At 77.2% G+C, this 26,122-nt stretch carries 5 protein-coding genes (1 of these 5 running past the window's edge); all 5 read left to right on the top strand.

What is annotated here, in order from left to right; all coding sequences use genetic code 11:
* Tightly spaced (each overlapping or abutting the next), the 5 genes in view from J2S66_RS15220 to J2S66_RS15200 form a layout consistent with a single transcriptional unit that may run on beyond the window.
* Positions 1-3,287, top strand: partial view of a non-ribosomal peptide synthetase gene (locus tag J2S66_RS15220; protein WP_310307703.1) — the end only. It extends 9,118 nt beyond the left edge of the window; only the last 3,287 of its 12,405 coding nucleotides appear in the window; its start codon lies beyond the left edge, outside the window; its stop codon occupies positions 3,285-3,287.
* On the top strand, positions 3,287-23,722 hold the full coding sequence (locus J2S66_RS15215) for an SDR family NAD(P)-dependent oxidoreductase (protein WP_310307702.1): 20,436 nt from the start codon (positions 3,287-3,289) through the stop codon (positions 23,720-23,722). The genes J2S66_RS15220 and J2S66_RS15215 overlap by 1 nt, the downstream gene beginning before the upstream one ends.
* On the top strand, positions 23,719-24,645 hold the full coding sequence (locus J2S66_RS15210) for an LnmK family bifunctional acyltransferase/decarboxylase (RefSeq protein ID WP_310307701.1): 927 nt from the start codon (positions 23,719-23,721) through the stop codon (positions 24,643-24,645). Before J2S66_RS15215 ends, J2S66_RS15210 begins: the two co-directional genes overlap by 4 nt.
* Positions 24,642-24,890 carry an acyl carrier protein gene (locus J2S66_RS15205; RefSeq protein ID WP_306744724.1) on the top strand — a complete coding sequence of 83 codons (249 nt, stop codon included), beginning with the start codon at positions 24,642-24,644 and terminating at the stop codon, positions 24,888-24,890. The genes J2S66_RS15210 and J2S66_RS15205 overlap by 4 nt, the downstream gene beginning before the upstream one ends.
* Positions 24,887-26,122: a hydroxymethylglutaryl-CoA synthase family protein gene (locus J2S66_RS15200; RefSeq protein WP_310307700.1), complete on the top strand. Its 1,236-nt coding sequence runs from the start codon at positions 24,887-24,889 to the stop codon at positions 26,120-26,122. The genes J2S66_RS15205 and J2S66_RS15200 overlap by 4 nt, the downstream gene beginning before the upstream one ends.

Genomic DNA, 26,122 nt, shown 5'->3' with positions numbered 1-26,122 from the left:
CCGCCCGGTGGGCCGCAGGCGAGGACGTCGACTTCGCCCTGCTGGACGACGGCGGCCACCGGCCGGTGGCACTGCCGGGCACCGCGTTCGAGCGCGTCCCGTGCCGCCTGCCGGCACGCCGGGCGTCGATCGTCGTGCCGCCCGCGCCGCCCGCGCTCCCGTCGCCGCCCGAGCCGGTCCCGCCGCCCGCGCCGGTCACCGCCGAGGTGCCCCTGTACGAGCGGACCTGGGTGCCGGCCGCGACCGCCGCGACCGCGCCGGTCACCGGGCACGTGCTGTGCCTGCACACCCCGGCCACCGCGCACCTCGCGGCACGGGTGACCGCCGCGATCGGCGGCCCCGTGACCCTCCTCGACGTCACCGGGCCCGGCGTCACCGGCGCCGACCGCGTGGTGGCGGGTGTGCTCGACCTCTGCGACCTCGACCCCGCGCCGGTCCCGAGGCACGCCCGCGTCGCCCTGCTCCAGGAGCTGCTGCGGTCCCGGACCGGCGCGCTGCGGGTGCTGCACGTGACCTCGGGGCTCGCCGACCTGCCCGGCGCGTCGCCGACGACGGCGGGCGCGGAGGTCGCCGGGTTCGTCCGGGTGCTCACCGCCGAACACCCGGCGGTGCTCGCCACCACCCTCGACACCGACGCGCCGGAACAGGACGTGCCCGCCGAGTGGGTCGTCGCCGACGCGCCGGGCGAGGTCTGCGCGCGCGGCGGCGCCCGGCACCGGCCCGCGCTGACCCCGGTGGCCGAGCCCGGTGAACCGGCCGCGCCGGACCCGGACCGGGTCCACCTCGTCATCGGCGGCACGGGCGGGCTGGGTCTCGTGGTCGCACGGCACCTCGTGCGCCGGGGCGCGCGCCGCGTCGTGCTGACGGGCCGCCGCCCGGTCGCCGCCCGGGAACTGTGGAACGCGCCGGGCCTGTCGGCGCGCGACGCCCGGATCGCGGAGGCCGTCACCGCGATGGAGGCGGCGGGCGCGACCGTGCGGCTGTGGTCCGGCGAGCTGGCCGAGGTCGCGTCGGCGATCCCGGCCCTGCGCGCCGAACTGGGCCCCGTCGGCGGGATCGCGCACTGCGCCGGGGACGCCGGCGGCCCGCCCGCACCCCTGGGCCGGCAGGACCCGGCGGACCTGGACCGGGCCTTCGCGGCCAAGGTGGACGGGCTGACCGACCTGCTGGACGCCTGCGCGCCGGACCGCCCCGCGTACACCGTGCTGTTCTCGTCGGTGTCGGCCGCGCTGCCCGCGCTCGGCGCCGGTGTGGCCGGCTACGCCGCGGCCAACGCGGTTCTGGACGCCGTCGCCCGCGTGCGCGGCCTCACCTCGGTCCAGTGGCCGGTGTGGCGGGACAGCGGTTCGGGCGCGTCCGGTGCGGCGGCCTGCGCCGCCGCGGGGCTGCGGGCCCTCGGCGACGACGAGGCGCTGCGCTGCCTCGACCGCGCCGTGGCCACCGCGCGCCCGGTGCTCCTGCCCGCCCCGGCGGCTCCCGGCGGGTTCGACCCGGTGGCCGCGCTGCGGCCCCGCGCAGGGACCGCCCCCCGGGGTGTGACCGGCGGGGCGGGCGACCACGACTGGCTCGTCCGGGTGGTGGCCGAGACGCTGGGCGCGGACGCGTCCGCGATCGACCCGGCCACGCCGTTCGCCGACCTCGGCCTGGAGTCGGTCCTGCTGGCCGAGCTGGTCGTGCGACTGGAGGCGCGGTTGGGCCGGCCGGTGGACCCCTCGCTGGTGCTGGAGCACCCGACCGCCGACCGGCTCGCGGCCGTCCTCGGCACGCCGACGTCCCCGGCACCTCCGACATCCCCGGCGGACCACGCGGCCCCGGCCCCCGCCCCCGCACCGGTTGCGGCCCCGGTCGCCGACGGTCGGATCGCGGTCGTCGGCATGGCCTGCCGCTTCCCCGGCGCACCGGACGTGGACTCGTTCTGGCGCAACCTGGTCGACGGCGTCGACGCGATCACCGAGGTGCCCGCCGACCGGTGGGACGTCGACGGGCTGCACCGCACCGACCACGCGCCCGGCAGCAGCATCAGCCGGTGGGGCGGGTTCGTCGACGGGATCGACCGGTTCGACGCCGCCCACTTCGGCCTCGACGACGCCGCGGCCGCCGCGCTCGACCCGGCGATCCGGCTGCTGCTGGAGAACGCCGTGGGCGCGCTGCGCGATGGCGGCTACCACGACGACGAGGTGCGCGGCCGGGACGTCGGCGTCTTCGTCGGCGCCCGGATGTCGAACTACCGCAGGCGTCCCGGCGCGGGCGGGCCGTCGGGCGACCAGAACTTCATCGCCGCGCACCTGGCGCACCACCTCGACCTGCACGGCCCGAACCTCGTGGTGGACAGCGCCTGCTCGTCGGCGCTCGTCGCGGTGCAGCTGGCCGTGCGCAGCCTGTTGGCGGGGGAGTCGGAGCTGGCGCTGGCCGGCGCGGTCGACGTGCTGCTCGACGAGGAGCCGTACCTGGAGTTCACCGCCGCGCGTGCGCTGTCGCCCAGCGGGCGGTGCCGCACCTTCGACGAGCGCGCCGACGGGTTCGTGCCCGGTGAGGGCTGCGGCGTGCTGCTGCTCAAGCCGCTGGCCGCGGCCCTGCGCGACGGCGACCGCGTCCGCGCGGTGATCGACGCGGTGGCCGTCAACAACGACGGCCGGACCATGGGCCTCACCACGCCCAACCCGACCGCCCAGTCGGCGGTGGTGCGCCGGGCGCTGGACCTCGCCGGCCTGTCCGCGCGGGACGTGGGCCTGCTGGAGGCGCACGGCACGGCCACCCGCATCGGCGACCCGATCGAGCTGCGCGCGCTGACCGACGCGTTCCGCGCCGACACCGACCGCACCGGGTTCTGCGCGGTCGGCAGCGTCAAGTCCGGCATCGGGCACCTGCTCAGCGCCGCGGGCGTCGCGGGTCTGATCAAGGCCGCGCTCGCCGTCGAACGGGCCGTCGTGCCCGCCACGCTGCACTGCGAGCGGCCCAACCCGAGGTTCGACTTCGCGTCCTCGCCGTTCCGGCCGGCGACCGCGACCGCGCCGTGGGAGGCCGACCGCCGGGTGGCCGGGGTCAGCGCCTTCGGACTCGGCGGCACCAACGCCCACGCGATCGTCTCCAACCCGCCACCGCACACCCCCCGGCGGACCCCGCTGCCGCCGCCGGAGTTCCGTCGGCGCAGGCACTGGATCGACCGCACGCCACCGCCACCGGCCCCGCTGGTGACGTCCCTGGCGACCCTCCGCTTCGCCGGTGGGGCCGGTGCCGGCCGGCCCGGCGCCGGTGATCACAGCGAGCACGGCGAAAGGACCCCGTGATGCACGACGGCGCCATCGACTGCCGCATCCAGTTGGCCCACGACGACTTCGTGATGGACAACCACCGGGTGCACGGCGTGTCCGTCATGCCGGGGGTGACGCTGCTCGACGCCGTGCACCGGGTGCTCGCCGGGGCCGGGCTGCCGCACACCCGCGCCGACCTGCGCGACGTGCTGTTCCCCGAGCCGATCGCCACCGAACCCGGTCGGGGCCGGGAGATTCGGGTGCTGGTGGGTGCGCCGGACGCCGCCGGCGTGCGGGCGGTGTCCGTGTCGAGCCGCTGGGAGGGCGCGGACAACCCCTGGCACACCAACCTGACCGCGCGGCTGCTGCTGGACGAGCGGGAGGCGGACGACCGGATCGACCCGGCCGCGCTGCGGGCCGGCGCGGTGCGGCGCTACGAGCTGGCCGAGCTGTACGCGCGGGCCCGCGCCGAGGACATCCGGCACGGACCCGCCATGACGTGCCGGGGAACGCTGCACGTGGGCGACGGCTACCTGCTCGCCGAGCTGGACCTCGATCCGGCCGCCGCCGGGACGGAGGAGCTGTTCCACCTGCACCCGGCCAAGATGGACGCCTCCACGATCGCCGCCTACGGGCAGACCGAGGCGGTGTCCCGGGAACCGTTCATCCCGATGTTCGTGGAGGGCTTCCGCGCTCCGCGCCCGCTGCGCGGGCGGACCTGGCTGTACGCGCCCGGCGTGGAGGTGCTGGCCGACTCCGGCGACGTGATCACCAACAGCTACGGCCTCTACGACGACGAGGGCGTGCTGTGCGCGGAGGTGCGCGGCCTGACGTGCAAGCGGATCAGGTTCCCCGGACTGATCACCCGGCTGCTGCACGGCGGCACGAGCGCCGAACCGCCTGTCGTGGAGGCCGCCGCACCCGGCGCGGAGGAGGGGGTCCACGCCCTGCCGCCCGGACCCGACGCCGTCCGGGCTCACCGCGCCCACCTGCGGGAGCTGATCGGCCGCGTGCTGGACCGCGCGCCCGCGGACGTGCCCGCCGACACCGGCTTCTACGACCTGGGCCTGGACTCGGTGGCGCTGCTCGACCTGGGCCGCGAGCTGGAGCGCGCGGCGGGGACGGCGCTGTACCCGACGCTGCTGTTCGAGTTCACCGACGTCGCGGGGGTGGCCGCGCACCTGGGCGGCCTGCACGGCTTCCACGCCCCGACCGCCCCGACCGCGACCGCCATTCCGACCGCGACCGAGCCGCCGTCCACAGCCGCGACGACCGCGGCCGGACCCGCGCCGGTCCACGAGGTCGCCACCCGCGTCTACCGGCCCGTGTGGACGCCGCTCGCCCCCGCGCCGGAAGCGGTGGGCGACGTGGTCGTGGTGCGCCTCCCCGGCACGCGGAGCGAGGCGTTGGCCGCCGCGCTCCGCCCCCGGCACGACGGCGCGCTGGTCGACGCGACCGGCCAGGACGTCGGGAACCTGCTCGCCGGCCGCGCGCGCCCCGTCGTGGTGCTCGTGATCGCCCTGGACGACCCCGACCCGGTCGAGGCCGGCGTCGTGCTGTGGGACGCGGCGGGCGCGCTCGCGCGGACCGGCGCGAGCGGCGCGGTGCACGTGGTGCACGTGGTGCACGACGGTTCGCTGGGCTCGGCGGTGGCGGGCGCGGCGCGCACGATCGCGGCCGAGTCGCCGTCCGTGCGGTGCCGCGCGGTCGAGGTCGACGACGCGCCGGCCGACGCCCTCGCCGCCCTGGTGCTCACCGAGGCGGGGGACCGCTCCCCGGAGGTGGAGGTCCGCCACCGCGGCCCGGTGCGCTCCGCGCGCCGCCACCTGCCCGCGCCGGCGGAACCGCCGGTGCGGTCCGCGGCGGGCGGCGTCCACCTGATCACCGGCGCGGCGGGCGGTGTCGCGGGCCCCGTCGCCGAGCACCTGGCCCGCCGACCCGGCGCCTGCCTGGTCCTGGTCGGCCGCGACGCCGACGACCCGCGACTGGTCGAGCGCGCCCACCGCCTCGCCGCGCTGGGCGCGCGGGTGCTGCCCCTCGGCGCGGACCTGACCGACGCCGCGTCCACCGCGTCCGCCGTGGCCGCCGCCCGCGCCCGCTTCGGGCGGGTCGACGGGGTGCTGCACCTCGCCGGCGTGACCCGCGACGGGCTGTTCGTCCGCAAGGGGCCGGGGGACCTGCGCGCCGTGGTCGAGCCGAAGCTGCTCGGGGCCGTCCACCTGGACGAGGCGATCGGCGACGCGCCCCTCGACTTCTTCGCGGTGGCGTCGTCGCTCACGGCCGCGATCGGCAACACCGGGCAGAGCGATTACGCCTACGCCAACGGCGCGCTGGAGGACTTCGCCCGCCGCCGGGCCGAGCGGTCCGACCGGGCCGGGGCGAGCGTGTCGATCGGGTGGCCCATGTGGGCCGAGGGCGGGATGCGCCTGCCCGAGGCCGCCCTGCGCCGCGTGTGGGACGTGCAGGGCACCGCGCCGATGCCCACCGCGGACGGCCTCGCCGTGCTCGACCGGCTGCTGAGCGGCCCGGACGGTGTGGCGGTCGTCGTCCACGGCGACCCGGCGCGGATCGACGACCTGGTCCCGCCGCCCGCCGAGCCGGTCCGCGCAGAGCCGGCCCGCACCGAGCCGGTCCGGGTGGAGCGGGCACCGGAGGTCGTGGACGACGGCGCGATCGCCGTGATCGGGCTGGCCGGCCGCTACCCGCAGGCCCCCGACCTGGACGCGTTCTGGCGCAACCTGCTCGACGGCGTGGACAGCGTGGTCGAGGTGCCCGCCGAGCGCTGGGACCACGACGCCCACTTCGACCCGCGCCCCGGCCTCGACGGGCGCACCTACAGCCGCTGGGGCGGTTTCCTGGACGGCGTCGACCGGTTCGACCACGCCTTCTTCGGCATCTCGCGGCGCGACGCCGAGCGGATGGACCCGCAGGAACGCCTCTTCCTCACGACCTGCTGGCAGGCCATGGAGGACGCGGGCCAGGTGCTGAGCGGCCGCGACGTCGGCGTGTTCGCCGGGGTGACGTGGAGCCACTACCAGCTGTACCAGGACGCCGGCGTCGCACCCGTGGCCATGCACGCCTCGGTCGCGAACCGGGTCTCCCACGTGCTGGACCTGACCGGCCCCAGCCTGTCCGTGGACACCGCGTGCTCGTCGTCGCTGACCGCCGTCCACCTCGCGGTGCAGGCGATCCGGCGCGGCGAGTGCGAGCTGGCCTTCGCGGGCGGCGTCAACACCACCATCCACCCCCAGAAGTATCTCCAGTTGTCGCAGGGGCAGTTCCTGTCCCCCGACGGGCGCTGCCGCAGCTTCGGCGCGGGCGCGGCGGGCTACGTGCCGGGCGAGGGCGTCGGCGCGGTGCTGCTCAAGCCCCTGTCCCGGGCGCTGGCCGACGGCGACCACGTGCACGGCGTCATCCGCGGCACGGCGCTCAACCACACCGGTCGCACCGGCGGGTTCACCGTGCCCAGCCCCACCGCGCAGACCTCCCTGATCCGTCGCGCCCTGACCGGCGCGGGGGTGGCCCCGGCGACCGTCGGCTACGTCGAGGCGCACGGCACCGGCACGTCCCTGGGCGACCCGATCGAGCTGGACGGGCTGCGCGCCGCGTTCGGGACCGACCTCCCGGCGGCCTCGGTGGCGATCGGCTCGGTCAAGTCCAACATCGGCCACCTGGAGGCGGCGGCCGGGATCGCCGGGCTCACCAAGGTGCTGCTCCAGCTGAAGCACCGCACCCTCGTGCCCTCCCTGCACGCCGACGAGCCGAACCCGCACCTGAGGCTGGCCGGCTCGCCGTTCGCGGTGCAGCGGGACGCACGCCCCTGGCTGCCGGTCGGCGGCGACGTCCTGCGCGCCGGCATCAGCGCGTTCGGCGCGGGCGGCGCGAACAGCCACCTCGTCGTGGAGGAACCGCCCCGGTCGGCGGCCCCGCCGGACACCCCGGCCACCCGGTTGTTCGTGCTGTCCGCGCGGGACGACGACGCGTTGCGCCGCCGCGCGGAGGACCTCCTGGACGCGCTGGACGGTCGGCCCCACCCGGCCGCGGACCACGTGCTCACCACGCTGCTGGACCGGATCGCGGCGCTGCTCGACGTGCCCGTCGACCGCGTCGACCCGGCGGAGCCGTTGACCGACCTGGGCTTCGACCTGCCGATGCTGCTCGAACTGGCCCGCCGCTGCGGCGACGCCCTCGGTGCGCCGCTGCCGGTCACCGCCGGACCGGGCGCGTCCCCCGCCCACCTCGCCGCCCTCGTCGCGGCGCGGTCGGGACCGGCCGGCGGCGGCACCCGGCCGGCGCTGCGCGACATCGCCCACACCCTCGCGACGGGGCGCACCCCGTTGCGCGCCAGGCTCGCCGTGGTGGCCGCCGACGCCGACGAACTGCGCGCCGGCCTGCGCCGCCACCTCGACGGGGCCGCCCCGTCCGCCGGGTGCGCGTGGGGCACCGCCGACCCCGAGACCGCGCCCGACGCGCGGACCTGCCTCGACCTGCACCGGGCCGGCGACCTCACCGCGCTGGCCGCCGCCTGGGTGGCCGGGGCCGACGTCCCGTGGGACCGCTGCGCCGAACCCGGCGCCCGCCGCGTCCCGCTGCCCACCTACCCGTTCCGCGAGCAGGCCCACTGGGTGGGCCGGTGGCGCTCCGCGTCGCCGTCCGCCGCACCGAACCACGAGGAGAACACGGTGCCGACCTCCGCGTCCCCCGTCGAACTGCGCGTCCCCGCCGAGGGCATCGCCCTCGTCACCATGCGCGGCGGGCACAACATGTTCACCCCCGAGCTGCTGGCCGCGCTGGAGGCGACCTTCGCCGAGGTCGCGGCGCGCACCGACCTGAAGGTGGTCGTGCTCACCGGCTCGGACGGCGTGTTCTGCATGGGCGGCACCCCCGAGGGGTTGGCCGACCTCGCGGACGGCAACGGCCGGTTCACCGACGCGCCGTTCGTCTACGAGGGGCTGCCGCGCTGCCCCCTGCCGGTGATCGCCGCGATGGACGGCCATGCCGCCGGCGGCGGACTGGCGTTCGGCCTGCACGCGGACGTGGTGCTGCTCGCCCGGGAAGCCGGGTACGCGGCCAACTTCCTCAAGTTCGGGTTCACCCCCGGGGTCGGGGCCACCCAGGCGCTCCAGCGCCGGTTCGGCGCGTCCACGGCGGCGGAGATGTTCTTCGGCGCGAGGACGCTGTCCGGGGCCGAGCTGGAGCGGCGGGGCGCGCACGTGGTCGTCCACGACGCGGCCGACGTGCTGCCCGCCGCGCTGGAGCTGGCGCGGTCGATCGCCGCCCAGCCGCGTGCCGCCGTCGTCGCGCTCAAGGAGGAGCTGGCCGGCCGGGTGCTGGCCGAGCTGTCCGGCGTGGTGCGCCGCGAGGTGGAGCTGCACGAGCGGGTGCTCGGGGCGGAGTCGCTGGAACGGGTGCGCGCGCACCAGGGCAAGGCGGACGCCTTCCGCCGGAACGGCACCCCCGCCGCGCCCGCCGTCCCCGCGCAGTCCGCGCCCACGCAGGCCGCCCCCGTCCAGGCCGGGCCCGCGCCGGTGTACGCCGCACCGATCCCCGCCGCGCCCGTGGTCACCGCGCCGGTCGCCGCGCCGGTCGAGCGGGTGGCCGCCCCCGCCCCCGTGCCCGCCGGTCCGCCCGCGCCGGCCCGCGCCGAGGTGGTCGGGGTGATCGAGGAGTCGCTGTGCGCGCAGCTCTTCGTGGACCGCCACGAACTCGACCCCACCCGCACGTTCAACGAGCTGGGCGTGGACTCCATCGGCGCGGTCACCCTGGTCCGGGCCGTGAACGAGCGGTTCGGGCTGGACCTGGACTCCGTGACCGTCTACGACCACCCGGACGTCGCGCGGCTCACCGACCACGTCCTGGAGGTCGCCGCCCGCTCCCGCGCGCTGCTCGACGCCGCCCTGGCCCCCGGCCGGCAGCCGGCCGAGCCCGTCCAGCACGACCGGTCCCGGGGTCCCGCGCCCGTGAGCGGCGACCGGGTCGCGTCCCACCCGCCGCAGGTCGTGCTGAGCGCGCCCTCGCGACCCGCCGCCGCGCCGCTCACCCTGGCCGCGCCGCGCGGTCGCCGGGTGCGCGCCGAGCGGAGCCCCCTGGGCGGGGAGGGCGACGAGTCCGAACCCGCTCGCGCGGGCGCGCGGGCGCACCCCGACGACGCGATCGCGGTGATCGGGGTGTCCGGCCGCTTCCCGGACGCCCCCGACGTGCCGACGTTCTGGCACAACCTGGTCGCCGGGCACGACAGCGTCCGCGAGGTGCCGCGCGAGCGGTGGGACGTGGACGCGGTCTACCACCCCGACCGCCTGCGCGCCGGCACCACGAACAGCCGCTGGGCCGCGATGTTGTCCGACGTGGACCTGTTCGACGCGGCGTTCTTCCAGCTCTCGCCCGCCGAGGCCGAGCTGGTAGACCCGCAGCAGCGGTTGTTCCTGATGACCGCCTGGTCGGCGCTGGAGGACGCCGGGCAGGTCGGCGGCGGCCGGTGCGGCGTGTTCGTCGGCGCGGGCGCGGGCGACTACCTGCGGCTGGTCGAGGAGGCGGGCCGGGACGACACCGGTCAGAGCTTCCTGGGCAGCGCCGCGTCCATCCTGCCCGCCCGCATCGCCTACCACCTGAACCTGACCGGTCCGACGATCGCGGTGGACACGGCCTGCTCGTCGTCGCTGGTCGCCGTGCACCTGGCGTGCGACAGCCTGCGCGCCGGCGAGTGCGACACGGCCGTCGCGGGCGGTGTGGCCGTGATGAACACGCCCCGCATGCACGTGTGGACCGGCAAGACCGGGATGCTGTCGCCCACCGGCCGCAGCGCGCCGTTCGACGCCTCCGCCGACGGCATCGTGCTCGGCGAGGCGTGCGCCGCCGTGGTGCTCAAGCGCCTGGACCGCGCGCTCGCCGACGGCGACCGCGTCCACGCGGTCATCCGCGCCGGGGGCGTCAACGGCGACGGCCGCACCAACGGCATCACCGCCCCGAGCGCGACGTCGCAGGCGTCCCTGCTGCGCGCGGTCCACGCCCGCGCGGGCATCTCCGCCGAGGACGTCGACTACGTCGAGGCCCACGGCACCGGCACCGCCCTGGGCGACCCCATCGAGGTCAAGGCCCTCGCCGAGGTGCTGGGCGGGCGGCGCTCGCCGGCCGTCCTCGGCTCGGTCAAGGCCAACGTCGGCCACACCACCCTGGCCGCCGGCATCACCAGCCTGGTCAAGGTCGTGCTGGCGCTGCGCAACGGCGAACTGCCGCCGTCGCCGCACTTCACCGAGCCCAACCCGGACGCCGACCTGACCGGGGGACCGCTGCGCGTCCTGCCCGACCGGGCGCACTGGTACCCGGGACCGAGCGGCGTCCGCACGGGCGTGGTCAGCAGCTTCGGCTTCAGCGGCACCAACTGCCACCTCGTGCTCCAGGAAGCCCCGCCCGCCCCCGCCGACCCCCGACCGAGGCCCGGGCGCGCCGTGGTGGCGCTGTCCGCCCGGACGGCGGAGGCGCTGCGCGCCCGGATCGACGACCTGCGGGCCGCGCTGGCCCCGGACGGCATGATCCACTCCGGCGTGCTCGGCGGCGGTGACCTGACCGACGTCGCGCACACCCTCGCCGTGCGCCGGACGCACTTCCGGCACCGCGTCGCGTTCGTCGCCCGGGACCTGGCCGACCTGCGCGCCCAGCTCGACCGGCTCCTCGCCGGCGCGGAACCGGTGCGCGGCGACACCGACCTCGACCGGGTCGCCCGCGACTGGCAGCGCGGCGAGGGCGACCTGGCCGCGGTGTTCGCCGACCTGCCGGGCCGGCCCGTGTCCCTGCCGGGCTACCCCTTCGCCCGCGACCGGCACTGGATCGCCGCCCCCGGGGACCCGGCCCCCGCAGCGCCGGTCGAGGTCCCGGTCGCGGTGCCCGCCGAGGTGCCGGCCGCCGCGCCGGAACCCGCCGGACCGGTGACCCTGGCCCTGGCGCCCGACGCGCCGCTCGTCGCCGACCACGTGCTGTCCGGCACGCCGGTGCTGCCCGGCACGGCCACCATCGCCCTGGCCGTGACCGCCGCGCGCCGCGCCGGGCTCACCGGACCGCTGCGGCTGCGCGACGTGACCTGGCTGCGGCCCCTGGCCGTCGACCGGCCCACCACCGCGACCCTGACCGTCGACGGGACGGGGTTCGACCTCGCGCCGGACGGCGGCGAACCGTGCGCGACGGGCCGGCTCGCCACCGGCGGCGAGCCGGAGCGCGTGGACCTCGTCGCCGCCCGCGCCCGGTGCGCCCGCCCCGTGCCGCCCGCCGACCTGTACTCGGCCTTCGACCGCGCCGGCCTGCGCTACGGCCCCGGGTTCCGGGTCGTCACCGACCTGCGGGCCGGTGCCGACGAGGTGCTGGCCACCCTCGCACCCCGCGAACCGGGCGGGCACCGACCCGACCCGCGCGTGCTGGACGGCGCGTTGCAGACCGTCGCCGCGCTGGTGGGGGAGCGCCCGACGCCGCTGGTGCCGCACAGCGTGGACGAGGTGGTCGTGCACGCCGACGACGGCACCCCGACGCACGCCCACGCGGTCCGCGCGAGCGGCGAGGACCGGTTCGACGTGCGCCTGTGCGACGCGGACGGGCGGGTGCTCGTCTCGTTCGCCGGCCTCGCGCTGCGCCCGCACCGGGGAGCGGCCCCCGCGGTCCCGGTCTACGTGCCGCGGTGGACCCCCGCGCCCGCGCCGGTGCGCGTCGTCGGCCCGCGCCGGGTCGTCGCCGTCCACGCCGCCCGGGGCTGCGAGGCGCTCGCCGCCGCCCTGGCCGCCGAGCACGCGGCCGACGACGTCCGCCTGCCCGCGCTCGACGCCGCCGACCCCGCCGCGGACCTGGTGTACGTGGTGGCCGCCGGCACGACCGACCCGGACGTCGCGCCGGCGGTGTTCCGGCTGCTGCGCGCCCTGGCGCGGACCAGGGCGACCCTGGAGGTGCGGGTCGTCCTCGCCGGCGCGGTGGCCGTGCGCGACGGCGACCCGGTGCGGCCCGGGATCGCCGCCCTCGTCGGCCTGGCGCGCGCCGCCGGGGCCGAGCACGCGGGCTGGCGGATCGGCTGCGTCGACGTGCCCGCCCACCCGACCGGTGTCGACCCGGCGCGGGCGGCGGCCCTGGTCGTCACCGAGGACCTGGCCGAACCGCTGGTGGCCTGGCGCGACGGGCAGCGGCTCGTGCGCCGGTTCGCGCCCCTCGCGCCGCCCGCCCCCACCCGACCGGTGTTCGCCGACGGCGGCACCTACCTGATCACCGGCGGCGCGGGCGGCCTGGGCCTGGCGCTGAGCGGGCACCTGGCCCGCGAGCACCGGGCCAACCTGGTGTGGGTGGGCCGCCGCCCCTCCGACGCCGCCATCGGCGAGCGCGCCGCACGGGTGTCCGCCGCCGGCGGCCAGGTGCTCTACCTGAGCGCCGACGTGACCGACCCGGAGTCGGCGCGCTGGGCGGTCCGCGCGGCGAAGGAGCGCTTCGGCGGCCTGGACGGCGTCGTGCACGCCGCGGGCGTGTGGCGCGACGGCCCGCTCGCGACGATGGCGGACGAGGCGTTCGCCGAGGTGCTGGCGCCCAAGCTGGCCGGCGCGACCGCGCTGCTGGACGCCGTCGCGGACGAGGACCTGGACGTGCGGGTGGTGTTCTCCTCCGCCGCGTCGTTCGTCCGCCCCCCGGGGCAGGCCAACTACGCGGCGGGCAGCACCGCGCTGGACGCCGTCGCGGCGGCGGCCGGGGCGACCGTCGTCAACTGGGGCTACTGGGGCGGGGTCGGCGCGGTGGCGGACGAGGCGCACGCGCGCCGGTTCGCGGCGCTGGGCGTCGGCTCGATCTCCCCCGACGAGGGGTTCGCCGTCCTGCGGGCACTGCTGGCCTCCGGCGTGCGGCAGGCGCTGGTGCTCAAGGCCGACGTCGGCCGGTTCGCGGAGTACGGGCTCGCCCTGCCCTCCGCCGACCGGGCGGTGCGGGACTACGTGCGCTCGGTGTTCGCGGACGTGCTGAAGCTGCCCGAGTCGGCGTTCGGCGACCGCGAGACGTTCGAGAACTACGGCGTGGACTCGCTCAACGGCGCCGAGATCCTGCGCCGGTTCTCCGCGGACCTGGGCGAACTGCCCGCGACCCTGCTGTTCGAGCACGTCACGATCGAGGACCTGGCCGCCCGGCTGGCCGACGCGTTCGCCGCGAAGCAGGCCGAGGTCCCGGCCCCCGCCGAGACCCCCGACCCGGTGGCCGAGCCCGCCCCGGTGGCCGAGCCCGGCGCGGTGGCCGCGGTGAGGGCCCGGGAGGTCCGGGACGGCGACATCGCCGTCATCGGCGTCAGCGGCCGGTACCCGAAGTCACCGGACCTCGACGCGCTCTGGACCAACCTGCTCGCCGGGGCCAACTGCGTGACCGAGGTGCCCGCCGACCGGTGGGACTGGCGTGCCCACTTCGACCCCCGGCCCGGCGTCCCGAACCGCAGCCGCGGCCGGTGGGCGGGGTTCCTCGACGACATCGCCGCCTTCGACGCCCCGCTGTTCGGGGTGCTGCCCCGCGAGGCGGCGGCCGTCGACCCGCAGGAGCGGCTGTTCCTGGAGACCTGCTGGAACCTGCTGGAGAGCACCGGCCACCTCGGCCGGCACGGCGCGGTCCGCGAGACCGGCGTGTTCGTCGGCGTGATGTACGGGTCCTACGGCAAGCTCGCGGCGGCCGACGGGTGGCCCAGGGGCGAGTTCCCGGCGGCGCACTCGGCGTACTGGTCCATCGCCAACCGGGTGTCCTACACCTTCGACCTGACCGGCCCGAGCCTGGCCGTCGACTCGGCGTGCTCGTCCTCGCTCACGGCCGTGCACCTGGCGTGCGAGAGCCTGCGCCGGGGCGAGTGCCGGCAGGCCGTCGCGGGCGGGGTCAACCTGGTGCTGCACCCCGCGCACCTGGTGGCGCTGTCCGGCATGACCATGCTGGCCGGCGGTGACGGCTGCCGCGCGTTCGACGCAGACGCGGACGGTTACGTGCCCGGCGAGGGCGTCGGCGCGGTGCTGCTCAAGCCGCTGGCCGACGCGCTGGCCGACGGCGACGACGTGTGGGCGGTCATCCGGGGCGGGTTCGCCAACGCGGGCGGGAAGACCAGCGGCTACACCGTCCCCAACCCGACCGCGCAGGCGGCGCTGATCGCCGAGGCGCTGCGCCGCGCCGACGTGGACCCGGCCACCGTGGACTACGTCGAGGCGCACGGCACCGGCACGCAGCTCGGCGACCCGATCGAGGTCGCCGCGCTCAACCGGGCGCTCGGCCGCGCCGAGGGGCACGAGTGCGCCCTCGGCTCGGTGAAGGCCAACCTGGGGCACCTGGAGGGCGCCGCGGGCATCGCGGGCCTGACCAAGGTGCTGCTCCAGCTGCGGCAACGCACCCTCGTGCCCGCCGCGAACCTCGCGCGGCTCAACCCGAAGATCGACTTCCGGGATTCGCCGCTGCGCGTGCAGCGGGAGGCCGCGCCGTGGCCCGAACCGGTCGGCCGCCCCCGCCGCGCCGGGGTCAGCTCGTTCGGCGCGGGCGGCGCCAACGTCCACATCGTCCTGGAGGAGCACGTGGCCGAGCACGCCGACCCCGGGGCCGGTGCCGGGGCCGGCGACGAGCACCTCGTGGTGCTGTCCGCGCGCGACCACGACCGGCTCCGCGTCCTGTCCCGCAGGATCGCCGACCACCTCGCCGGCGGCGACGTCGCCCTGGCGCGGATCGCCCGGACCACCCAGCTGGGCAGGCGGGAGATGTCCGCGCGGGTCGCCGTGCGGGCGACGGACCTGCCCGGCCTGGTCGACGCGCTGCGGGCGTTCGCCGACGGCGCGGAGCACCCGGCGGTCGCGTCGGGCACCGCCGCCCGCACGGACGCCGTCGTGCCGCCGGACGCGTCACCCGCCACCACCGCCGCCGCCTGGGTCACCGGCGCGGAGGTGGACTGGCGCGCCCGCTGGCGCGACCCGCTGCCCCGCGTGGTGCCCCTGCCCACCTACCCGTTCGACCACCGCAACCGCTACTGGGCACCGGGACCGGTCGCCGCCGAGCCCGGAACCGCCCGATCCGGCGTCGTCGAGCCCGGCGTCGCCGAGCCCGGAACCGGGACGCCCGGGGCCGTCCCGGTCCGGCCCGCTGCCGACCGGCCCCCGCTGGACGTGCCCGAGCACCTGGCCGACCACCGGGTCGGCGGTGCGCGCTGGCTGCCCGCCGCGGCCGTGGTCGAGTCGGCCCGCCACGGACGCCCGGCCGCCGTCCTGCGCGACCTGCGGTGGAGCGCGCCGGTGCTCGTGGACGACCTGACGGGGCCGGTGCCGGTCGACCTCACCCCGACCGACGGCGGGACCCGCTTCGCGGTGCGCGTGGCCGGCACCGTCCTCGCCTCCGGTCTGCTGTCCGACGACCCGGCCCCGGTCCACCCGCCGGTGTCGGTCGCGGACCGCTGCACCACCACCGCGGACGTCACCGCCTTCTACGCCGGCATGGCCGCCGCCGGTCTGGCCCACGGCCCGGGGCTGCGGGTCGTGGACGAGCTGCGCACCGGCGACGGCGTGGCCTGGGCGCGGCTCAGCCCCAGGGTGGCGCCCCGGTCCGACGTGGACGCGTCCCTGCTCGACGGCGCGCTCCAGGCGGTGGCCGCGGCGTGCGGCGGGTCGTCGGTCCGCGTCCCGGTGGCGCTGGCCGAACTGGCCGTCCACGGCGTGCTCGCCGGGCCGTGCGAGGTCCACGTGACCCGCGTGGGCGAGCCCGGCCCGCGCGAGCTGTACGACGCGGACCTGACCACCGCGGGCGGCGCGGCGCTGGTGTCGTTGCGCGGCCTGGAGATCAGGGCCACAGGCCCCACCGACGAGTGCTCGTACACCACACCGGTCTGGCGGCCGGCCGCGACCGCCCCCGGCGGCGACACTCCCACGACCGCCGTCCTGCTGGCCTCCGACGCCGGGACCGGCGAGGCCGTGGCGGACCGCCTGGAGCGCGACGGCGTTCGCTGCGTCGTGGTCGTGCCGGGCGTCCTGCACGGCTGGGTCGACCACCGCACCCACGAGGTCGTCGCCGGCGAACAGGCCCAGTACGGGCTGGTGGTGCGCGAGCTGGCGGTCCGGGGGATGCTGCCCGACGCCGTGGTGCGGTGCTGGGACCCCGGCGCGGCGCCGGCCTCCGCCGCCGAGGTGGCGCACGAGGTCGGCCACGGCTTCGCCCCGTTCCTCTGGCTCACCGCCGCCGTCCTCGCCGAGGGCGGTCCCCGGCCGGTGCGGGCGCTCTACACCTACGCGGCGTCCACCGCGCACGCCCGACCCCACGACGAGGCCGCGGCCGGTGCGCTGCGCACCGCCGCGCTGGAGCACTCCGGCCTCCGGGCCGCCGTGGTGGGCTTCGAGGGCGCGCGGGCGGCGGCCCCGGCCGCCGACCTGGCCGACACGACCGCCGCGGAACTGCTCTCGTGCGAGCCCGGCGTGGCCGAGGTGCGGCACGCCGGCGGGCAGCGCCTGGTCAGGTCGACGACCGAGTGGCAGCCCGGTGCCCCGACCACCCCGACGACCGGCGGCACCTACCTGGTGACGGGCGGCGCGGGCGCGGTCGGCCTGCACGTCGCCCGCCACCTCGCCCGGCGCGGCGGGACCGTCGTCCTGGTCGGGCGCTCCGCGCTCGACGACCGGCGGCGAGCGCTCGTGGCGACCATCCCCGGCGCGACCCACGAGATCCTCGACGTCGCCGACCCGGTCGCGCTGCGCGCGCTGGTGGAGCGGGTCGGCCCGCTGCGCGGCGTCGTGCACGCCGCCGGCGTGCGGCGCGACTCCCGGCTGGTCGTGAAGACCGCTGCCGACCTGGCCGCCGTGCTGCGGCCCAAGGTGGCGGGGACGCTCGCCCTGGACGAGGCGACCGCGGACCAGCCGCTGGACTTCTTCGCGCTGTTCTCCTCGGTGGTCGCCGGGACCGGCAACCCGGGCCAGGCGGACTACGCCTACGCCAACGCGTTCCTGGACGCCTTCGCCGAGCAGCGCGACCAGCGCCGCGCGGCGGGGCTCCGCGCGGGCCGCACCGTGTCGATCGGCTGGTCCCTGTGGGCCGACGGCGGGATGACCGTCGACGCGGCCACCGAGGAGCTGCTGCGGCGGCGCTGGGGACTCCGCCCGCTGCCCACCGACGCCGCCCTGGCCGCGTTCGACCGCGCGGTGGCCGGCGGGGTCACCCGGGTGACCGTGTCGACCGGGACCACCGGGTCGGCCGGGACCACCGGGCACGACCGCGCGTCCCGGGAGGCCCCGGCCGGCGGCGACCGGGTCGAGTCGGTCGAGTCGGTCGTGACCGCCGACCTCCGGGCGTTGGCCGCGGACTTCCTGCTGGTCGAACCGGACGACGTCGAGCTGGACGCGGAACTGCTGGAGCAGGGCTTCGACTCGATCACGCTCACCGAGCTGGTCAACCGGCTCAACGAGCGCTACGGCCTCGACCTGCTGCCGACCGTGCTGTTCGAGCACCCCACCCTGGGCGCGCTCGCCGTGCACCTCGACCGCGAGCACCGGGCCGAGATCGCCGCCGCCACGTCCCCCGGACCCGTGCGCGAGCCGTCGGCCGCGCCCGCCGCGCCCGCCACGCCGGCCGGGTCCGGGCCCGGCCCGGAACCGGGATCGGGATCGGGACCGACCGCGCACCCGGACGGCATCGCCGTCGTCGGGATGGCCGGGATGTTCCCCGGGTCCCCCGACCTGGAGTCGTTCTGGCGCAACCTGCTCGCGGGCCGCCACCTGGTGGGACCGGTGCCCGACGACCGCGCCGACCTGCTGGCCGACGAGCGGACGGCGGACGTCCGCGGCGGGTTCCTCGACCACGTGGACCGGTTCGACGCCCGGCTGTTCGGCATCGCCCCGCGCGAGGCGGCGCTGATGGACCCGCAGCAGCGGCTGTTCCTCCAGACCGCGTGGCGCGCGGTCGAGGACGCCGGGTACCGCCCGTCCTCGCTGGCGGGCACGGCCACCGGCCTGTTCGCGGCGGTGTCCACGTCCGACTACGACGACCTGCTCCGGGGGCACGACGTCCCGGTGCGCGCGCACACCGCCACCGGCATCGCCCACTCCGTGCTGGCCAACCGCGTGTCCTACCTGCTCAACCTGCGCGGACCCAGCGAAGCCGTCGACACCGCGTGCTCGGGTTCCCTGGTCGCCGTGCACCGCGCCGTCGCCGCGCTGAGGGCGGGCGAGTGCGACCTGGCCCTCGCGGGCGGGGTGAACGCCCTGCTCAGCCCCGGGCTGTTCAGCGCGTTCACCCAGTCCGGGATGCTCAGCCCCAGCGGGGCGTGCCAGGCGTTCGCCGCCGGCGCGGACGGCTACGTGCGGGGCGAGGGCTGCGGCGTGCTGCTGCTCAAACCGCTGCGCGCGGCCCTCGCGGACGGCGATCACGTGTACGGGGTCGTCACCGGTTCGGCGGTCAACCACGGCGGCCGGGCGGCGTCGCTCACCGCGCCCAACCCGGAGGCGCAGGCCCAGGTCGTGGTGCGCGCCCACCGCGCCGCCGGCGTCGACCCGCGCACCGTCGGCTACGTGGAGGCGCACGGCACCGGCACCGCCCTCGGCGACCCGGTGGAGGTCGAAGGGCTGAAGAGGGCCTTCGCCACCCTCTACGCCGACCACGGCCTGCCGGTCGCGGACGCGCCCCACGTCGCCGTGGGGTCGGTGAAGTCCAACATCGGCCACCTGGAGGCGGCGGCCGGCGCGGCGGGCCTGGTGAAGGCCCTGCTCGCGGTGTCGCGCGGCGTGGTGCCCGCGACCCTGCACGTGTCCGAGGTCAACCCGCTCGTCCGGCTCGACGGCACGCCGCTGCGGCTCGCCACCGAGCCGGTGGACTGGTCGGACGTGCCGGTCCGCCGGGCCGGGGTCAGCTCGTTCGGCTTCGGCGGCGCCAACGCCCACGTGGTCGTGGAGTCCGCGCCACCCGTGCCCGACCTGCCGGTCCCGACCGGTCCGGCCGTGTTCCCGCTGTCCGCCACGACGGAGGAGGCGCTGCGCCGCACCGCGCGGGCGCTGGCCGACCACGTCGAGCGCACCGGTGTCGCCCCGGCCACCGCCGCGCACGTCCTCCAGACCGGCCGGGACGCCCTGCCCGAGCGCGCCGCGTTCGTCGCGGCGGACCGCCAGGAGCTGATCGCGCTCCTGCGCGACCTGGACGACGACCGCGTGCACCGGGGCCGGGCGCGGCGGGGCCAGGAGCCCGCCGAGCCGGGATCACCGCTCGACGAGCTGAGCCGTGCGTGGGTGCGGGGCGCGGAGGTGGACTGGGCGGCCTGCCGGCCCGGTCCGGCCCCGCGCCGCGTCCCGCTGCCCGGCACGGAGTTCGCCGACGACCGGCACTGGTTCGACACCGAGATCGAGGCACCCGCCGTGCCACCCGCAGCCGTGCCACCCGCAGCCGCGACACCGACGGCCGCGACACCGACCACCGAGGAGGCCACCGTGCGCCCAGCCGCGAAGCCCGCGCCGCCGCGCCCCAAGATCAAGCTGTCGCGGCCGGGCGCGGCGGCCGCGCCGGTCACGCCCGCACCGCCCGTGCAGCCCGCACCGCCTGCGGCACCCGCACCGCCCGTGCGGCCCGTCGCCGCGCCCGCCCCGCCGGTCGGACAGCCCGCGACGCCCGTCCCGGACCCGGCCGCGGCCACCCGGGTCGCCCGGCTGGTCACCGACGAGCTGTCGAACATCCTCGGCACCCCCGCCGCCGAGATCGAGCCCGACCGGCCGTTCGGCGAGCTGGGCCTGGACTCCATCTACCGCATGGACCTGGTGCGGTTGATCAACTCGACCTTCGCCCTCGACCTCAAGGCCGTCGAGCTGTACGACCACGACACCGTCGACACGCTCGCGGCGTTCGTGGCGCCCCTGGTGACCGCCGGCCCGACCCCCGCACCGGCCCCCATCCCGGCACCGGCCCCCACCCCCGCACCGGCCGCGCCCGCCCGCTCCACCGTCGACGCGCTGGTCGAGTTCATCGCCGACACCGTGGGGCACCGGGTCGCGCCGGACGCCGGTTTCGAGGACAGCGGCTTCACGTCGTTCGACCTGCTGCGGGTCGTCGCCGCCCTGGAGCGCGGCCTCGGCGCGCTGCGCAAGACGCTGCTGCTGGACCACCCGACCCCGGCCCGCCTCGCGGCCCACCTCGACGAGGTGTTCGGCGAGGGGGTCGCCGAGCTGATCGCGGGCACCGAGCGGGCCGAGCCGAGCGCGGTGAGCGACGCCGTCGCCGGCGGCGAGCTGGTGGTCGGCAAGCGCGAGCTCGACGACCGGCCCGAGCTGGCCGACCTGGTCCGGCGGCTCGACCTCGCCCACGCCAAGGAGGGCGGCCTGCCGGGTCGCGACATCGCGCCGCTGATCTTCCTCGGCTCCCGGCGCGAGGGCTACTTCCACTTCTCCCGGCGCGGTGACGTGCTGTTCGCGTGGAGCTACGTCGGCAGCGCCGAGTACCTGCCCGAGCTGGCGGGGGAGTGGCTGGCCCACGCGGCGGCCCAGGGCGCCAAGCCCGCCTTCCTGGCGATGTCGCCGATGGCCGAGGCCGGTGGCCGCCCGCTGTCGGCGACCCCGTTCGGCGCGGTGCAGCGCATCGAGGACCTGTCGACGTTCGACGTCGACGGCCCGAAGGCGCGCAAGCTGCGCAACCAGGTCAACCGGTTCGAGCGGGCCGGCAAGGCCGAGGTGGTGGAGTACGCGGTGGGCTCGGACCCGGCCACGGACGCGGCCGTCGCCGAGCTGATCGGCGACTGGGCCGCCCAGAAGGACATGGTCAACCCGTACGTGCGCACGGTGCGCGACGAGATCGGCCGGGGCGTGCTCGGCCCGCGCCACCGCGCGTTCCTCACCCGGCTCGACGGCGTGCTCCAGAGCGCGGTCATCGTCACGCGCATCCCGTCGGAGCGGGCGCACCTGCTCGACCTGGAGTTCTACCGGGAGAGCACCCCGCGCGGCTGCCTGGAGCACACCATCGTGGAGATCATCCGCAGGCTGGCCGCCGAGGGGGACACCTCGTTCAGCTTCGGCGGGACCTTCGGCGTCCGCATCACCGGCTCGCCCAACGCCGACCCGGACGTCGAGCGCGGCCTGGCCGAGCTGCGCTCCCTGGGCGTGTTCACCGGTGAGGGCAACTTCCGCTTCAAGAACAAGTTCCAGACCACCAACCACCCGGTCTACCTCTGCCAGCCGGCGGACCAGCCGCCCGCCGACGTCGCGTCGATCATCCTGATGATCGCCAACCCGCCGGCCATCACCGCACAGGACCGCGCGACCCCGGAACCGGCGCCCACCCCGGCTCCGGCCCCGGCCCCCACCCGCACCCCGGCCCCGACCTCGACCCGCACCCCGGCCGGCGCACCGCACCCCACCCCGTCCGACGGCGACGTCGCGCGCCGGGACAAGGCCCTGTCCAGGGCGGGCCACAACCCGCTGCGCATCCCCGCCGGCGACGTGGAGTTCGACTTCACCACGGACTCCTGGACCGAACTGGACACCCCGCACGTGCGGGCGCACTCCGCCCGCCTCGCCACCGCCGCCCAGGCCGTGACCGCCGCCGTGGACCTCGCCTCCGGGGCGTTCGGCGTCACCACGCCGCTGCCGCACCGCTGCGTCGTGCCCACCGGCTCGGGCCGGTCGGCCGAGGCCCTGCTCTGCCGCGCCTGGCCCGGCCGCCGGGGCGACGTCGTGCAGAACGCGCTGTTCCCCACCTGGGCGGTCAGCCAGCTCGACCACGGCTTCACCCCGGTGCAGGTCCGCAACGACCCGGCGGCGGCCGAGCCGTTCCTGGGCGACCTGGACCTCGTCGAACTGGACCGCGTCCTCGCCGCCAAGCGGGGCCGCGTGTCGTTCGTGTGCGTGGAGCTGAGCACCAACGCCCGCGGCGGGCACCCGGTGTCGCTGGCCAACCTGCGCGGGGTGCGGGAGGTCGCCGACCGGCACGGCGTGCCGCTGGTCCTCGACGCCACGCGCGGCCTGGAGAACGCGGCGTTCGTCCGCGAGCACGAGCTGCGCGACCCGGACCGCCCGCTGGTGGACGTCCTGGCCGAACTGCTCGCCGGTGCTCGCGCCGTGACGATCGGGATGTCCAAGGACTACGGCGTCACCTCGGGTGGGCTCGTGCTCACCGACGACGACGAACTCGCCGCGACCCTGCGCGAGCAGGTCGCGCTGCGCGGCGTCGAGGCCGGCCTGGCCACCCGGCGCCTGATGACGGCCGCGCTGGCGGACACCGCCGGCGCGGAGCGGGCCGTGCTGGAGCGGATGTCGGCCGTGCGCGCCCTGTGGCAGGCGGTGGTCGACGCCGGCCTGCCGGTGGTGGGACCGGCGGGCGGGCACGCCGTGCTGCTCGACGCGGCCCGGCTGCCCGGCGCCGCCGGGCTGGAGCACCCGGTGGCGTCCGCCCTGGCGTGGGTCTTCCGCGCCACCGGCGTCCGCGCCGCCCCGCACCTGGACGGCGACTCGCTGATCCGGCTGGCCGTCCCGGTCGGCACGACCACCGCGCAGGCCGCCGAGGCCGGGGCGCGGCTGGCCGCGCTGGCGCGCTCCGGCACGACGCCCCCGGCGCTGGTGCGCGCGGCGGACGCGGGCGGGACCGGCGCGGCGGACGCCGCCTACTACCCGGCCGACCGGCTGCCCGACGACGTGCGGGAGGCGATGGACGAGGGGCACCGCCCCCTGGACGAGAACTTCGCCGTGCTCACCGGCTACCGGCCGGACGTGCGACGCGTGCTGGTCCGGGTCGGCTCGGGCGAGGTCGAGGCGTTCACCGCCGGCTCCGGCGAGACGCTGCTGCTGATGCACCCGTTCAACATCGGGGCGGGTTTCTTCGGCCCCCAGTTCGCCGCGCTGGCCGACCGGTACCGCGTGCTCGCCGTGCACCACTCCGGTGTGGGCGCGACCACCGAGGCCACCGACATCTCGGTCCACGGCCTGGCGGACCTGTTCGCGCGCACGCTCGACGCGCTGGACGTCGCCGGACCGGTGCACGTGGCGGGCGCGTCGTTCGGCGGCATCGTGGCGATGGCGTTCGCGCTGCGCCACCGGGCGCGCACGGCGTCGCTGACCCTGATCGGCAGCTCCTACCGGGTGGGCAACCGCGCCGGGGAGATGAACCGGCTCAGCCTCGTCGCCGACGAGGACTTCCGGCGCTTGGAGCGCAACGGCGTGACCGTCGACCGGGCCGGGTTGCAGCGGATGCTGCTGCGCTGCGAGAGCATGAGCACCCACACCGGCCTGCGCTACCTCGACGAGTTCGCCACCGACCCCGGCCTGCTGCCGCGCCTGCCGGAGCTGGACGTGCCGGTGCTCCAGGTGCACGGCGCGCTGGACACGGTCATCCCGCTCAAGACCGGGCACCTGCTGCACGGCACCCTGCCCGACGTCCGCTTCCACGAGTTCCCCGACGCGGGGCACTTCCCGAGCCTGACGGCGGCCGACCGGTTCAACGCCCTGCTCGACGGGTTCCTCGCCGAGCGGTCCGCCGCCGGGGCGGCCACCGCCGGGGGTGTGCGATGAGCACCGGGACGACCACCACCACCTCGCGGGAGTTCGTGCTCAGCCCGGCCATGTGCGGCGCCAACTCGCTGTTCGTCGGCCGGCTCGGCGACTGGACGTGGAGCGCGGTCAGCGACGCGTGCGGCGTCGACGCGCTCACCGCGCGCAACGCCGACGGCGAGCCGACGTACCTGGCGTTCCAGCTGTTCGACGTGCGGGGCGCGGACCCGGCGGGCTTCACCTTCGGCGACCGGATCGACGTGCGCACCGCCGTGTTCGCCTGCGGGGCCGAGTCGGTCGCGACGCTGCACCGGGTCGCCCCGGCCGGCAGCGCGGGCGCGGCGGACCCGACCCTGGAGCCCGCGGAGTTCTTCGAGGACCGCCGCCCGGACTGCCTGTACGCGCTCAACTTCAACCGCTGGGTCTCCCGCTCCGCGCCCGGCAGCAACCGCGGCCTGGTCCGCGCCTCCCCGCCGGGGTTCACCACCGCGCACCTGCCGGAGCTGCCCCGCGAGCACTCGCCGCGGCTGGCCTGCGCCCAGGCCCGGCAGCACCTGACCCTGCGGGACGCGCCGACCGCCGGTGAGCCCGGGTTCGCCGGGTTCACCACCGACTACCGCATCGACCCGACCCGCGACCTCAACGGCGTGGGCCTGGTGTACTTCGCCGCCTACTTCTCGATCGTGGACGGGGCGCTGCTGGCGGCGTGGCGCTCCGCCGGCCGCCCGGACGCCGCGTTCCTCGCGCGGCGGACCCGCACCCGGCGGCTGTGCTACCTGAGCAACGTCGACGCCGACACCGTCCTCTCCGCCGAGGTGTCGTCGTCGCTGACCGGTTCCCCCGGCGGGCTGACGGACGAGGTGGTGGACGTGGTCCTGCGTGACAGGGAGAGCGGCGCGGTGGTGGCCGTGGCCTGCCAGGAGCTGACCTGGGGTGCGGCATGAGCGGCCGGCCGGAGGTGGAGCGCGTCGTGCGCGAGGTGATCTCGGTGATCCTGCCGGCGGCAGACCCGGCCCGGGTGGCCGCCGCCACCACCCTCAAGGAACTGGGCGCGGACTCGGTGGACCGGGTGGAGATCGTGGTCGAGGCCATGGACCGGCTCGGCGTCGTCGCCCCCATGTCGGACTTCAGCGGCCTGCCCGACCTCGACGCCCTGGTCGACCGGCTGCTCGCGCGGAGGCCGGTGTGAGCGCCTACGGGATCGAGGCGGTCAACGCCTACCTCGGGGTCGCGTGCATCCCGGTGCCCGAGCTGTTCCGGGGCCGGGGGCTCGACCCCGCGCGGCTGGCGAACCTGATGATGTCCGAGCGCTCCATCGGCCTGCCGGTGGAGGACCCGGTCACCAACGCGGTCAACGCCGCCAAGCCGATCGTGGACGCGCTCGACCCGGCCGAGCGGGACCGGATCGAGCTGCTGGTCACCTCGACCGAGTCCGGTGTGGACCTCAGCAAGTCGGTGGCCTCGTACGTGCACCGGCACCTCGGGCTCTCGCCGAAGTGCCGCGTGGTGGAGGTCAAGCAGGCGTGCTACGCCGCGACGGCCGCCGTGCAGCTCGCCGTGGGCTACCTCGCCTCCGGCGTGTCGCCGGGGGCGAAGGCGCTGGTGATCGCCACGGACGTGGCCCTGGTCGACGCCCGCGCCGAGTACGCCGAACCCGCCACCGGCCACGGCGCGGCGGCCGTGCTGCTCGGCGACGACCCGGCCGTGCTGGCGATGGACCTCGGCGCGTTCGGCAACCACAGCTACGAGACGCTGGACTCCGCCCGCCCGACGCCGGAGTTCGACATCGCCGACGTCGACCGGTCCCTGTTCGCCTACCTCGACTGCCTGGCCAACAGCTTCGCCGACTACGCCGACAAGGTGGAGGACGCGGACTTCGTCGACACCTTCGACCACCTCGTCATGCACACGCCGTTCGTCGGACTGGTCAAGGCCGCGCACCGCAAGATGATGCGCGACCTGCGCCGCGCCGCGCCGGCGGAGATCGAGGCCGACTTCGAGCGCAGGCTGCGGCCCGCGACGGCGTACGCGAGCCGCGTGGGCAACCTGTGCTCCGGCTCGGTCTACCTCGGCCTGGCCAGCGCCATCGACAACGCCGCGCTCGGCGGCGGCGTCCGGCTGGGCCTGTACTCCTACGGCTCCGGCTGCTCGGCCGAGTTCTTCAGCGGCGTCACCGACCCGCGCGCGGCGGCCACCGTGCGCGCGGGCCGCATCGCCGAACGCCTGGACGCGCGGGTCGAGCTGACCTTCGCCGAGTACGACCTGCTGCTCAAGGAGACGCTGCGCTGCCTGGTGCCGGTGCGCGACCGCGAGGTCGACCTGGCCCGGTGGGACGAGTACCTGGACCGCGTCCCCGGCCGCGAGCCGATGCTCGTGCTCAGCCACGTCGAGGACTACCACCGCCAGTACGAGTGGCGCTGA

Source organism: Saccharothrix longispora (assembly GCF_031455225.1).
Lineage (GTDB): Bacteria > Actinomycetota > Actinomycetes > Mycobacteriales > Pseudonocardiaceae > Actinosynnema > Actinosynnema longispora.
The sequence above is the reverse complement of the archived record's forward strand: the minus strand, read 5'-3'. Positions and strand labels throughout refer to the sequence as shown.

What these genes read in the sequence shown, in the direction of transcription:
- J2S66_RS15210 (WP_310307701.1), top strand. Translation starts at nt 23,719, where the DNA reads ATGAGCACCGGGACGACCACCACCACCTCGCGGGAGTTCGTGCTCAGC.
- J2S66_RS15215 (WP_310307702.1), top strand. Translation starts at nt 3,287, where the DNA reads ATGCACGACGGCGCCATCGACTGCCGCATCCAGTTGGCCCACGACGAC.
- J2S66_RS15205 (WP_306744724.1), top strand. Translation starts at nt 24,642, where the DNA reads ATGAGCGGCCGGCCGGAGGTGGAGCGCGTCGTGCGCGAGGTGATCTCG.